Here is a 12,146-nt window from a genome sequence, read left to right on the forward strand (position 1 = left end):
TTCCTCCTCAGATCTTGAGCGTGCAGTTGCCGGATGCCGTGGAGATGCACGTCTGGATTCGGTCGCCCTCACCGTGTTCGGTCCCGGACCTGAAGTCGCGTACGTGCCCGGACTCCAGCGGAAGCACGCAGGTCTGGCAGATGCCCATCCGGCAGCCGAACGGCATCTGAATGCCTACCTGTTCTCCAGCTTCCAAAAGCGAAGTCGCGCCATCGATTTCGATGGTCTTGTCAGAAATCGCGAAGGTGACAGTGCCCCCCTCGCCACCCTTGTCGGTAGCGGCGATGGTAAAACGCTCCAAATGCAGCAGATCGCCGACGCCCGCGTCCTTCCAGAAATCCTCTGCGGTATCCAGCAAGGCGGTTGGCCCGCACACCCACGCTGATCGCTCGTGCCAGTCGCCCACGATGCCGTCGAACTCGTCGAATTTGATATGGCCGTCAGTTTCGGTGAGCTGCAGGTGAAGTCGATATCCGTCCTGCGATTCGTGAAGCTCTCGCAACTCGTCGTGGAAGATCACGTGGTCCGCGCTCGGGGCAGAGTGGATGTGCACGATATCGGCGTTCTGTTTACGGGCGTTCAGCGTCCGCAACATGGCCATCACCGGCGTGATGCCGCTGCCCGCGGTGACGAACAGGATCCTTTCCGGCGGCGGGTCCGGCAGCGCGAACTCTCCCTTTGGTGAGGCCAGGCGCACGATGGTCCCCGGCTGCACGCCGTTCACCAGGTGTGTCGACAGGAAGCCCTCAGGAGTGGCCTTGACGGTGATCGTGATGTTCTTGTTGTCGCGCCGCGGAATCGACGTCAAGGAATACGAGCGCCAGTGCCACCGGCCGTCAATCCGCAATCCGATACCGACGTACTGTCCGGGCCGGTAGCTGCCGGAAAAACCCCAACCCGGCTTTATCGTCACGGTTGCCGAATCGGCGGTCTCGGGGCGGACACCCACGATTAGGCCGCGCAGTTCGCGCGCCGACCACAGCGGGTTGAGCATTTTGAGGTAGTCGTCGGGCAGCAACGGCGTGGTCGCGCGGGCCGCCAGCCCGCGTGGCACGTTGACCCAGGACTTGACGGTCTCGACGCTTTTCGCGGGCGCCGTGCTCCAACGACTGAGACTGCGCAGCGTAGAACCCATTGTTCGTTCCGTGTCTATCGAAGTTCCGTGCGTCGGCTGAGAACACGGTTCTCCGTCGGCTTCCCCGCAGCGGCGTTCAATAAACAGTTGTTCGCTGAAATGAACGGTGGGCGACGCTGCGCAGGCCGTCGCACGGTACCGTCGAGGGGTGTCCAGCCAGGCCCGACGGCGGCGCCATCACCGGCCCGCACTGATCATCCTGGTGATCGCCGCGGCCTGCGGCTGCCTGGCCCTGGGCTGGTGGCAGTGGACACGGTTTCAGTCGCCGTCGGGCACCTTCCAGAACCTCGGCTACGCGCTGCAGTGGCCGCTGTTCGCGTGGTTCTGCGTCTACGCGTACCGCAACTTCGTCCGCTACGAAGAGGCTCCGCCGGAGCCCCGCAACCACGGCGCAGTCACCGAGATACCGGCCGGGCTGCTACCCGAGCGACCCCCGCCCGCACCGCAACCGCCCGACGATCCCGCCCTGCGCGAGTACAACGCTTACCTGGCCCAGCTCGCCGCCAAAGACGCCGAAAAGCAGAACAGGACCACCGCATGACCACACCCGAAACACCCGGAGCCATCTCCGCCGACCGCATCCGCCCCGCTCTGCTCGGCTACCGGATCATGGCGTGGACGACGGGTCTGTGGCTGATCGCACTGTGCTACGAGATCGTCTCGCACCTCGCGTTCCACCGAGAGATCAGGTGGATCGAGGTGGTGCACGGCTGGGTGTATTTCGCGTACGTGCTCACGGCTTTCAATCTGGCGATCAAGGTCCGCTGGCCGATCGGCAAGACCATCGGCGTGCTACTGGCCGGCACGATCCCGCTGCTGGGCATCGTCGTCGAGCACTTTCAGACCAAGGACATCAAGGCCCGCTTCGGGCTTTGAGCGACGGCCGAGCGTGAAGTGAGTTTCACGTTCGTGAGCAACCTGGGTCAGGTCAGGGTGCGCAGGGCGGGCAGCAGCAGCGCCAGTGCGCGACCACGATGCGAGGCCACGTCCTTCTCCTGCGGGCTGAGCTGCGCCGCCGTGCGGCCCCCGAACTCGTCGGGAACGAAAATCGGGTCGTAGCCGAACCCGCCGTCGCCACGTGGCGCGCGGGCGATCGTGCCGGGCCACTCGCCGCGGACGACGACTTCGCCGCTGCCCGAGACCAGCGCGCAGGCCGACACGAACGTGGCGGCGCGCCCTTCGTCGGGCACATCGCGCAACTGGGCGAGCAGCAGCGCGGTGTTGCCGGCGTCGTCGCCATGGGTGCCCGCCCAGCGGGCCGACAGCACGCCGGGCATGCCGCCCAGTGCCGCCACTTGCAGGCCGGAGTCGTCGGCCACGGTCGCTAACCTCGTCGCGGCGAACGCATCACGCGCCTTGGCCAACGCGTTGTCCTCGAACGTCGCGCCGGTTTCGGGCGCCTCGTCGAACGGCGCCACCTCGTTCAGCGACACCAGCGTCAGCCCCGACAGTCCCGCGCCGTCCAGCACCCGGCGCAGTTCGGCCAGCTTCTTGAGGTTGCGGCTGGCGACCAGCAGCTCAGTCAACAGTCATTCCGAACAGATCGTCTCCAAGCGCGCTACTACACGGCCAAGGTGCGCCAGGCCCGTTCAGCCGAGGTCGGCACCGGGATCGCCATCCCTCCGAATTGAGCAGCGTAGGCGTTGAACGCCTGAACGGCGCTCCGTTCCTGCGGCGCCGCCTGCGCAATGAGAGCGGGAACCTCAGTCTGCTTCCTGCCGCACATGTTGTCGGTGGCGCAGGACAGGGCATCGAGCACGTCCGCGAATTCCTTCGCCGCGTTCTGCAGACGGGCCAACACTTTCTGGTCGTAGCAGCCGTACAACCGCGGGATATCGACAAGGCGTCCGTCCGCTCGTATGTCGGTGCCAAGAGCACCTGCCGCTTGGCGAATACCGCGGATATCGCCGGATTCGACCGCCGCGTCGTAGGTCTTCAGCCTCTCCTTGAGCGGAGTCGCGAGACCGTCCGCGTACTGCTGCCGATAGAAGTCGGGCGACGCGACATTCTGGGGCGCTCGTCCCGAGCACGTTTCGGCGCCCGGAAGCGTGGTGACCACACTGGCCCGAGACGACGATGACTCCGCGGGTGTCTCCGAAGAGCTGCATCCGGTCAGAGCCAACGCGATACCCAGAATGGCCAATCCGCCCAGCGTGCGCCAATTCAAGGCGTGAGTCTGCAAACTCGCTCCGCTCAACGGACCCCTTCCCTGCCTGGCGTAGGTTACCAACGACTCTGGATCGGGGTGGGACAAACGGGATCTCGGCGTAGCAGCCGGGTCAGCTACCGAAGCTCTTCGTCGGATGCGGCCCTTCCGGCAGCACACCCGGGTAAGGCAACTCCAGTGCCTCGCGCTGGGCAGCGAACAACGTGTCGCACGTGCTGAGCGCCAAGTCCAGCAGCTTGTCCAGCGTCGAGCGCGGGAAGGTCGCACCCTCACCGGTGCCCTGGATCTCCACCAGAGTTCCGGTGTCGGTAGCGACGACGTTCATGTCGACCTCGGCGCGCGAGTCCTCCTCGTACGGCAGGTCGACGCGGATCCTGCCGTCGACCACGCCGACGCTGACGGCGGCGATCGCACACGACAACGGCCGCGGATCCGACAGCTTGCCCGCCGCCGACAGGTAGGTCACCGCGTCGGCCAGCGCCACATAGGCACCCGTGATCGCGGCGGTGCGGGTTCCGCCGTCGGCCTGCAACACATCGCAGTCGACGGCGATGGTGTTCTCCCCCAACGCCGCCAGATCGATGCAGGCGCGCAGCGACCGCCCGATGAGCCGGCTGATCTCCTGGGTGCGCCCGGACAGACGGCCCTTAACCGATTCCCGGTCGGACCGCGTGTGGGTGGCCGACGGCAGCATGGCGTACTCCGCGGTCAGCCACCCCAGGCCAGACCCCTTGCGCCAGCGCGGTACTCCCTCGGTGACGCTGGCGGTGCACAGGACTTTGGTGCCGCCGAATCCGATCAGCACCGAACCGGCGGGATTTTCGGTGAAGCCCCGGGTGATGATGACCGGGCGAAGCTCGTCGTCGTTGCGACCGTCTTCTCGTTTTGACACGACGCCACCCTAGCCCGCCGGTGTGTCGGGTGGGCGCACCCCCAGCCGCGCTGGGGTACCGCCCGCTTGCGGGGGACGGCGGGAGGCTCGATCGGTCGAATCAGACTCGTTCGGAGTGCCGAACGTCGAACGTCTCGTTGCACACCACCGCGTGCACGGGACCGTCGAACTCGGCCTTGGCCTCACTGATCACGTCCTCGCGCGAGGTCCAGGGCGGGATGTGGGTCAGCAGCAGCTCACGAACGCCGGCCTGCGCCGCGACCCGGCCGGCTTCGGTGCCCGACAAGTGCAGGGCGGGTGGACGATCCGGCTCGTGCGTCCAGGACGCTTCGCAGAGAAACACGTCGGCATCGCGAGCCAGCTCGACGAGCTGATCGCAGACTCCGGTGTCGCCGCTGTAGACGAACGACGCCCCGCTGGGATCGGTGATGCGCAAGCCGTAGGACTCGGTGGGGTGTGCCACGACGCGGGGCGTCACGGTGAGTGCACCGATGTCGACCGCTTCGCCGTCGACCCAGTGATGGACGTCGAATATGTCCGAGCAATCGTCGATTTCACCGCCGTAGGGTGACGACGCGGCGCCCAACCGCGACCACGTGTCGCTGGGGCCGTACAGCATCGCCTTGCCGAGGGGACGCGACGACGGGTGGTAGCGACGCCACACGAATAGACCCGGCATGTCCAGACAATGGTCGGCATGCAGATGAGACAAGAGCACGTGCACGGAAGCCGGGTCGGCATACCGCTGCAAGGCGCCTAGCACACCCCCGCCGAAGTCGAGAACCATCGGTGGAGTGTCTGGAGCCCGAAGCAAATATCCGGACGCGGGCGAGTCCGGACCCACCACGCTGCCCGAGCAGCCGAGCACGGTTATTCGCACGGACACTACTGTGCCATGCCCGGAACCACCATGAGAAAAACATCGCACGATTGATGTGATGAGAATCTCTCTGCGGCCTAGCCGATGGGCGAGTGATGCACGGGCCGGACACCGCTGACGGCGGGCCCCAGGAATCGCGCCGCCAATTTCGTGAACGCCTCGGGGTCGCCGGTAGCTTCGAAAACGCGGGTGGCCGGAGCCGCGTCATGCGGCCGCAGCAAATCCTTTTCGGTGAGCACCCGGAGCAGTTCCTTCGCGGTTTCCTCGGCGCTGGAAACGAGCGTCACATTTTCGCCCATCGCCAGCTGAATCAACCCGGACAGCAACGGATAGTGCGTGCATCCCAGGACCAGCGTGTCGACTTGTGCGCGTTGCAGCGGCTCCAGATACCCCTCGGCCAGTCCCAGTACCTGACGCCCGCTCGTCACCCCGCGCTCGACGAAGTCGACAAAGCGTGGGCAGGCCACCGCGGTGATCTCGGTGTCCCGGGCGGCGGCGAACGCGTCCTGGTAGGCGTGCGAGGCGATGGTCGCCTGGGTGCCGATGACGCCGATGCGGCCGTTGCGGGTGGTGGCGACGGCGCGGCGCACCGCCGGCAGGATCACCTCGACGACGGGGACGTCATAGCGCTCGCGGGCATCGCGCAAGCATGCTGCCGACGCGGTGTTGCAGGCGATCACCAACGCCTTGACGCCGCGGCCGACCAGATCGTCACCGATGGCCAGCGCGTGCGCGCGAACCTCGGGAATCGTGAGCGGACCGTAGGGACCGTTGCCGGTGTCCCCGACGTAGACGATGTCCTCGTCGGGGAGTTGGTCGATGATCGCGCGGGCTACCGTCAGCCCCCCGACGCCGGAGTCGAAAACCCCGACGGGCGCCAATGGTGAGCTCATGTCTTCAGGCGCGGCGTAGTGCCGGCTTTTCGCTTCGCCCGGGCCTTGCGTTCGGGAGTGGACAACCAATACGCGGCCACGACGCCGGCGATGGCACCGCACAAGTGGCCCTGCCAGGACACCCCGCCGCATCGGCCGAGCACCGGCATCGCGCCGAGAAGGACGCCACCGTAGACGAACAGCACCACCAGACCGATGACGATGTCGCTGAACCGCCGGACGAATATCCCGAAGACGAGCAGGAAAGCCAGCCAGCCGAAGATCAGGCCCGAGGCCCCGATATGGTCCGTCGGCCCGCAGTTGCTGCCCCAGTCGCCGATCAGCCAGGTGCCGAATCCGCCCAGGATCCACACGATCGCGGTGGCCCACACGAACCGGGATAATCCCGCCAGGGTCATCAGAAATCCGAGTACCAGCAGCGGGACGGTGTTGGCCATCAGATGCTGCCAGTTGGCGTGCAGCACCGGTGCGAAGACGATCCCCCACAGGCCGTCGGTTTCCAGCGGCCGGATGCCGTTGGCGTCCAGGGAATGCCGAGACAACTGGTCGATCAACTCGACCAGGTAGAGCAGCGCGACGAAGGTGAGGATCGTGGCTCCACCCACGATCCACTGCGGACGCTTGGTCGGTGGCGTCGCGGATATGCGCTGTTGTGCGCTACTCATGCGCGCCGCCCCTCCTCATCGCTTCGTCCTGCATCGTCGTCGGCGCGGCCCATGCCCATAACTGCCCTTCTAGAGCGTCCTCGGCATCGTCCAGGCTACCGGCATAGACGCCGGTCGACCGATACTTCCACCCGGGGTCGGCTCCTCAGCCGCTCGCTCTCCCGAATGCACCGGGCAGCGTGTCGCGGTAGGTCGGTATTCCGGCGACCGACTCGGCCGCCAGCACGCCGACCAGCACCGCACGGGCCAGGCAATCGGCCGCGGCGGCGCCCACCTCGGTGACCAGCCGCGTCTCCGGAGACATCGCCGCGGGCGCATCGGCCGGCGGGGGCACCTCGACCGCCCCGGTCGCCAGGGCAAACACGGTGTCACCGTCGAGCGGGGTGTGCGCCGGCCGGATCGTGCGGGCCAGGCCGTCCTGGGCGGCGATCGCGATGCGCCGGCACGCCGCGGAGCTCACCGCCGCGTCGGTCGCGACCACCGCGATCGTCGTGTTGAGCGGTTCCAGCGGAGAACGCAGCTGCGCGAGCGCGTCGATCTGGTCGGCCGGTGGCGGCGTCAACCCGAACTCCTCGATCAGGTCCGCCATCCACGGCAGGCCGGTGGTCCTGTCGACGACATCGCCCGCCGAGTTCACCGCGACGACCGCGCCGACGGTGACACCGGAGGGCAGCATCGTCGACGCCGTTCCGATACCGCCCTTGAGCACGCCGGCCCGCGCCCCCACACCGGCGCCGACCGTGCCGGCGGCCGTCATCGCGGCCGCGGCCTCACAGGCGGCGTAGCCGAATTCCGCCGTGGGCCGGCAATCCCAGCCGCCGACCGGCAGGTCGAAGATCACCGCGCCGGGCACGATGGGAACCAAGCCACCCTCCATCGCCACGCCGCGCTCGTGCTCCTCCAGCCACCGCATGACGCCGTCGGCGGCCGCCAACCCGTAGGCGCTGCCGCCGGCCAGCAGCACCGCGTCGACGAACCGCACCGTGTTGGCCGGATCCAGCAGATCGGTCTCCCGGGTGCCGGGCGCGCCGCCGCGGCAATCGACCGCGCCCACCGTCCCCGGCGGTGTCAGCACCACGGTGACGCCGCTCGCCCATCCGGCGCCCAACGCCGCGTCGGGGTCCAGCCGCTGGCAGTGGCCGACCCGGATGCCGCCGACATCGGTGAGCGAGTTCATCCGGCTTGCTTGCCCATCAACACCAGGACCAGATATTCCTGCAGGACGGTCAGCCACTGGTAGACGTCGAAGTGCGTGGCCATCGGATGGTCGGTAGCCAGCCGCTCCGGGCCGTCCGGCCCGATCTCGAGCATCACTCCCAGCGCCAGTCGAATGTCGTTGACCGCCGAAATCCAGGCGTTCGCCTGATCTTCGGTCAGCTCGAACCGGCCGCCGCTGTCCGGCACCGTACCCAACAACTGCTGTGCCGCAACACGTTTGGTGGCGATGATCTCCGGCTCGTGCAAACTGCGCAGCGCGGCATTGAGACCTTCGGGCGTCTCGGTCCCGGCGACGGAGGCGTCCTCGTCGTCGGGTCGGAAGAAGTCCGGCAGCAGCCGACGCAGCGTCGCATCCCCGGGAGGTTCCGAATTTCCCGTCTTGATCCCGGTGATCTCCTCGAGTTCGTCTCGCGGCGAAGAGGATTCCCGTTCGTCGAGCAAGTCGATCAATGCGCCGCCCAGATTCTTGAGCAGATCCGCCTCATGCGGAGCCAACGAAGACCGGAAACGGGGACCGTTCGCGGTCTGAACCCGCTTCCATTTGCGCACAGGAAATCCCGGATACCCTCGAATCTCAGCGGTCCTGCTGCAGCGTCGCCCACAAACCGGCGGCGTGCAGCTTGGACACGTCAACTTCCATGGACTCCCGGCTACCCGCCGACACCACCGCCCTGCCTTCGTTGTGCACCTGCAGCATCAGTTTGGTGGCATGCGGCTCGCTGTAGCCGAACAACTTCTGGAACACATACGTCACGTAGGTCATCAAGTTGACAGGATCGTCCCACACGATGGTGACCCATGGACTAGCCGTGACGTCGACTGGAGCGGACTCGCGTTGCCCGGTGGTGCCGGGCTTGGTAGGCGCTGACGCAACAACCATGGCCTCCAGGATACCGAGAGACGGGCCGCTCGCCGCCAGCCGTTACCGTTGGGAGAATGAGCGAGCCGGCCTTCGCTGGGTTGTTAACCGACAAATACGAGTTGACGATGCTGGCAGCGGCGCTGCGCGACGGGGCGGCCGAGCGCCGGACCGCGTTCGAACTGTTCGCCCGCCGCCTTCCCGAGGGTCGCCGCTATGGCGTGGTCGCGGGCACCGGCCGTTTGCTGGAAACTTTGCCACGGTTCAGGTTCGACGACGACGCATGCCGGTTACTGGCGCAATTCCTCGACGCTGACACCTTGCGTTACCTCCGCGACTTCCGGTTCGGCGGCGATATCGACGGCTACGCCGAAGGCGAGCTGTATTTCCCGGGATCGCCGGTGCTGTCGGTGCGCGGCAGCTTCGCGGAATGCGTGGTGCTCGAAACGCTGGCGTTGTCGATCTTCAACCACGATGCGGCTATCGCGTCGGCGGCGGCACGGATGGTCAGTGCGGCCGCGGGCCGCCCGCTGATCGAGATGGGATCGCGGCGAACCCACGAACGCGCCGCCGTCGCCGCGGCCCGCGCGGCCTATATCGCCGGTTTCGCCGCGTCGTCCAACCTGGAAGCGCAGCGTCGGTACGGAGTACCTACCGAAGGGACCGCCGCGCACGCCTTCACCATGCTGCACACCGGCGAGGGTGGGCCCAACGAGCTGGCGGCGTTTCGCGCCCAGGTCGACGCGTTGGGCCCGAACACCACGCTGCTGGTCGATACCTATGACGTGACAGCTGGGGTGGCCAATGCCGTGGCCGCCGCCGGGACGGCGCTCGGGGCGGTGCGACTGGATTCCGGCGAGCTCGGAGTGCTGGCCCGCCAGGTGCGCGAGCAGCTCGACCAGCTAGGCGCTACCCGCACCCGCATCGTGGTGTCCGGCGATCTCGACGAGTTCTCCATCGCCGCGCTGCGGTCCGAACCGGTGGACAGTTACGGCGCCGGCACCTCGGTGGTCACCGGTTCGGGTGCCCCGACCGCGGGCATGGTCTACAAACTCGTCGAAGTCGACGGCATCCCCGTGCAGAAACGCAGCAGCCACAAGGAGTCTCGGGGTGGCCACAAAGAAGCGCTGCGTCTTACCCGCCCGACCGGCACCATCACCGAAGAGGTCGTGCATCCGGCGGGCCGGCCGCCGTCGACCACCGAACCGTTCCGGGTGCTGACCACTGCGCTCGTCCGCGGCGGGGAGGTGGTGGCCGGCACGGACCGCGCGGCGCTGGCCGCCGCCCGCGAATTGGTGGCGTCTGGGCTGCACAGCCTGCCGTGGGAAGGCCTGAAGTTGGCGCCCGGGGATCCGGCGATTCCGACGCTGCACATCCCGGCCTGATCACCCGATTCGGATAACGTCGACGACGTGGCGGAGCCCGTTTCCGAGTCCGTGCCCGAGCTGCTGGCCATCGCCGTGGCCGCTCTCGGCGGCAGCGACCGCGGCGGCCAGCAGGAGATGGCCGCCGCGGTGGCGCGAGCATTCGAAACCGGTGAACACCTTGCCGTGCAGGCGGGCACCGGAACCGGCAAGTCGCTGGCGTACCTGATTCCCGCGATCGTCCGCGCGATCGCCGATGAGACGCCGGTCGTGGTCTCGACCGCGACGATCGCGCTGCAGCGCCAGCTTGTCGATCGCGACCTGCCGCGGCTGGCCGATTCACTCGCCGACGCATTGCCGCATTCCCCGCAGTTCGCTCTGCTCAAGGGACGACGAAACTACCTGTGCCTGAACAAAATTCACAACGGCTCCACCGACGAGCCGGATGCCGACGAGGGACGGCCGCAAGAGGAGCTGTTCAACCCGATGGCGGCCAGCGCCCTCGGCCGCGATGTGCAGCGACTCACCGCCTGGGCCTCGACGACCGATACGGGTGACCGTGACGACCTCAAACCCGGTGTGCCAGAACGGTCCTGGTCACAGGTCAGCGTTTCGGCGCGGGAATGCCTCGGAGTGGCCCGCTGCCCGTTTGGCTCGGAGTGCTTTTCCGAACGCGCGCGTGGCCGCGCCGGCGTGGCCGACATCGTCGTCACCAATCATGCCCTGCTGGCCATCGATGCCGTCTCCGAATCGACCGTCCTGCCTGAACATTCGCTGCTGGTAGTCGACGAGGCGCACGAGTTGGTCGATCGGGTGACATCGGTGGCCACCGCAGAGTTGACGTCGGCGGTCCTGGGCGTCGCCGCCCGGCGGATCACCCGCTTGGTACACCCGGAGCTGATCCAGCGCCTGGAGGCGGCGACCGCGACCTTTGCCGCGGCCATCCATGACACCACACCTGGCCGTATCGATCACCTCGACGACGAGATGGCGACATACCTGAGGGCGCTACGCGACGTGGCCGCCGCGGCGCGCTCCGACATCGACACCACCAGCGATGCCAAGGCCGCCGCGGCGCGCGCGGAAGCCGTTGCGGCACTGAGCGAGATCACCGACACCGCGTCGCGGATCCTGGCGTCGTTCGGGCCGGCTATTCCCGATCGCACCGAAGTGGTCTGGCTGGATCACGAGGACAACCGAGGTTCGCCGCGACCGGTGCTTCGGGTGGCGCCGCTGACGGTGGCCGGCCTGCTGCGCCACCACGTGTTCTCACGGTCGACGACCGTACTGACCTCGGCCACGTTGACGGTCGGCGGATCCTTCGACGCGATGGCCACGGCGTGGGGTCTGACCGGGCCGGACGAAAGCATCGAATACCCACCGTGGCGTGGCCTGGACGTCGGATCGCCGTTCCAGCATGCCAAGGCCGGAATCCTCTACGTGGCCGCGCATCTGCCGCCGCCGGGCCGCGACGGCACCGGCTCGGCCGAGCAGCTGACCGAGATCGCCGAACTGATCACCGCCGCGGGCGGACGCACGCTGGGCCTGTTCTCGTCGATGCGCGCCGCCCGGGCCGCCGCCGAGGTGATGCGCGAACGGCTGGCTACTCCGGTGTTGTGCCAGGGCGACGACAGCACATCGGCGTTGGTCGAGCAGTTCAGCGCCGAGCCCGAGACCTCGCTGTTCGGCACATTGTCGCTCTGGCAGGGCGTCGACGTGCCAGGCCCGTCGCTGTCACTGGTACTGATCGACCGCATCCCGTTCCCGCGGCCGGACGACCCGCTGCTCGGTGCGCGGCAGCGTGCGGTGGCCGCCCGTGGCGGCAACGGTTTCATGGCCGTCGCCGCGAGCCACGCGGCGCTGTTGCTGGCGCAGGGCTCCGGGCGACTGCTGCGCCGCGTCACCGATCGCGGCGTGGTGGCGGTCCTCGACTCGCGCATGGTCACCGCCGGTTACGGCGGCTACCTGCGCGCGTCGCTGCCGCCGTTCTGGCAGACCACCAATGCCGCGCAGGTCCGCGGCGCCCTGGAACGGTTGCGGGCCGCGCCGGACGACCTGTCCGCCTGACCCGGG

General features: G+C 67.7%; 14 protein-coding genes and 1 pseudogene. 4 read left to right on the forward strand and 11 right to left on the reverse strand.

Going from position 1 to position 12,146, the window contains the following annotated elements; translation table 11 throughout:
• Positions 1-7 precede the first annotated feature (7 nt).
• Positions 8-1,135, reverse strand: a complete 1,128-nt coding sequence (locus OK015_RS22330) for a ferredoxin reductase (protein ID WP_268126184.1) — start codon at positions 1,133-1,135, stop codon at positions 8-10.
• Between the two features lie 148 nt (positions 1,136-1,283).
• On the opposite strand from OK015_RS22330, the gene OK015_RS22335 reads away from it, so the two are divergent.
• Both OK015_RS22335 and OK015_RS22340 read left to right on the forward strand, forming a co-directional pair.
• Positions 1,284-1,676 carry a hypothetical protein gene (locus tag OK015_RS22335; RefSeq protein WP_268126185.1) on the forward strand — a complete coding sequence of 131 codons (393 nt, stop codon included), beginning with the start codon at positions 1,284-1,286 and terminating at the stop codon, positions 1,674-1,676.
• Complete coding sequence (locus OK015_RS22340) at positions 1,673-2,011, forward strand: DUF3817 domain-containing protein (protein ID WP_268126186.1); 339 nt, start codon at positions 1,673-1,675, stop codon at positions 2,009-2,011. Before OK015_RS22335 ends, OK015_RS22340 begins: the two co-directional genes overlap by 4 nt.
• Positions 2,012-2,058: 47 nt before the next feature.
• Here OK015_RS22340 and OK015_RS22345 read toward each other — a convergent pair whose 3' ends face one another.
• The 10 genes and pseudogenes from OK015_RS22345 to clpS form a co-directional block, all read right to left on the reverse strand.
• Positions 2,059-2,664, reverse strand: coding sequence for a non-canonical purine NTP pyrophosphatase (locus tag OK015_RS22345; protein WP_268132990.1), 606 nt, complete (start codon positions 2,662-2,664; stop codon positions 2,059-2,061).
• A 32-nt stretch (positions 2,665-2,696) separates the two neighbouring features.
• Positions 2,697-3,302, reverse strand: a complete 606-nt coding sequence (locus tag OK015_RS22350; protein ID WP_268126187.1) for a hypothetical protein — start codon at positions 3,300-3,302, stop codon at positions 2,697-2,699.
• 112 nt (positions 3,303-3,414) lie between these two features.
• Positions 3,415-4,194, reverse strand: a complete 780-nt coding sequence (gene rph / locus OK015_RS22355; protein WP_268126188.1) for a ribonuclease PH — start codon at positions 4,192-4,194, stop codon at positions 3,415-3,417.
• Positions 4,195-4,294: 100 nt separating this feature from the next.
• Positions 4,295-5,080: a cyclic nucleotide-degrading phosphodiesterase gene (locus tag OK015_RS22360; RefSeq protein ID WP_268126189.1), complete on the reverse strand. Its 786-nt coding sequence runs from the start codon at positions 5,078-5,080 to the stop codon at positions 4,295-4,297.
• 71 nt (positions 5,081-5,151) lie between these two features.
• Positions 5,152-5,967, reverse strand: a complete 816-nt coding sequence (gene murI / locus OK015_RS22365) for a glutamate racemase (RefSeq protein WP_268126191.1) — start codon at positions 5,965-5,967, stop codon at positions 5,152-5,154.
• Positions 5,964-6,632, reverse strand: coding sequence for a rhomboid family intramembrane serine protease (locus OK015_RS22370; protein ID WP_268126192.1), 669 nt, complete (start codon positions 6,630-6,632; stop codon positions 5,964-5,966). Before OK015_RS22370 ends, murI begins: the two co-directional genes overlap by 4 nt.
• A gap of 52 nt (positions 6,633-6,684) precedes the next feature.
• Positions 6,685-6,774, reverse strand: a pseudogene (locus tag OK015_RS22375) (hypothetical protein); the annotation flags it as partial.
• A 3-nt stretch (positions 6,775-6,777) separates the two neighbouring features.
• The gene (locus tag OK015_RS22380; RefSeq protein WP_268126193.1) at positions 6,778-7,809 is read right to left on the reverse strand and encodes a P1 family peptidase; all 1,032 of its coding nucleotides are present in this window, start codon (positions 7,807-7,809) and stop codon (positions 6,778-6,780) included.
• A complete protein-coding gene (gene aosR, locus OK015_RS22385; RefSeq protein WP_268126194.1) occupies positions 7,806-8,399 on the reverse strand; it encodes an oxidative stress transcriptional regulator AosR in 594 nt (197 codons plus the stop codon). The genes OK015_RS22380 and aosR overlap by 4 nt, the downstream gene beginning before the upstream one ends.
• Before the next feature lie 25 nt (positions 8,400-8,424).
• Positions 8,425-8,730, reverse strand: a complete 306-nt coding sequence (clpS, locus tag OK015_RS22390; protein WP_268126195.1) for an ATP-dependent Clp protease adapter ClpS — start codon at positions 8,728-8,730, stop codon at positions 8,425-8,427.
• A 56-nt stretch (positions 8,731-8,786) separates the two neighbouring features.
• On the opposite strand from clpS, the gene OK015_RS22395 reads away from it, so the two are divergent.
• Both OK015_RS22395 and OK015_RS22400 read left to right on the forward strand, forming a co-directional pair.
• Entirely contained in the window at positions 8,787-10,094 is a 1,308-nt protein-coding gene (locus OK015_RS22395; RefSeq protein WP_268126196.1) for a nicotinate phosphoribosyltransferase, read from the forward strand.
• A 27-nt stretch (positions 10,095-10,121) separates the two neighbouring features.
• The gene (locus OK015_RS22400) at positions 10,122-12,140 is read left to right on the forward strand and encodes an ATP-dependent DNA helicase (protein ID WP_268126197.1); all 2,019 of its coding nucleotides are present in this window, start codon (positions 10,122-10,124) and stop codon (positions 12,138-12,140) included.
• Positions 12,141-12,146 lie beyond the last annotated feature (6 nt).

It is taken from the genome of Mycobacterium sp. Aquia_216 (assembly GCF_026723865.1).
In the GTDB taxonomy this organism is placed as follows: Bacteria; Actinomycetota; Actinomycetes; order Mycobacteriales; family Mycobacteriaceae; genus Mycobacterium.

Coding starts and splice junctions, on each gene's coding strand:
- OK015_RS22330 (WP_268126184.1), bottom strand. CDS start 1,135: ATGGGTTCTACGCTGCGCAGTCTCAGTCGTTGGAGCACGGCGCCCGCG.
- OK015_RS22340 (WP_268126186.1), top strand. CDS start 1,673: ATGACCACACCCGAAACACCCGGAGCCATCTCCGCCGACCGCATCCGC.
- murI (WP_268126191.1), bottom strand. CDS start 5,967: ATGAGCTCACCATTGGCGCCCGTCGGGGTTTTCGACTCCGGCGTCGGG.
- OK015_RS22370 (WP_268126192.1), bottom strand. CDS start 6,632: ATGAGTAGCGCACAACAGCGCATATCCGCGACGCCACCGACCAAGCGT.
- OK015_RS22380 (WP_268126193.1), bottom strand. CDS start 7,809: ATGAACTCGCTCACCGATGTCGGCGGCATCCGGGTCGGCCACTGCCAG.
- clpS (WP_268126195.1), bottom strand. CDS start 8,730: ATGGTTGTTGCGTCAGCGCCTACCAAGCCCGGCACCACCGGGCAACGC.
- OK015_RS22395 (WP_268126196.1), top strand. CDS start 8,787: ATGAGCGAGCCGGCCTTCGCTGGGTTGTTAACCGACAAATACGAGTTG.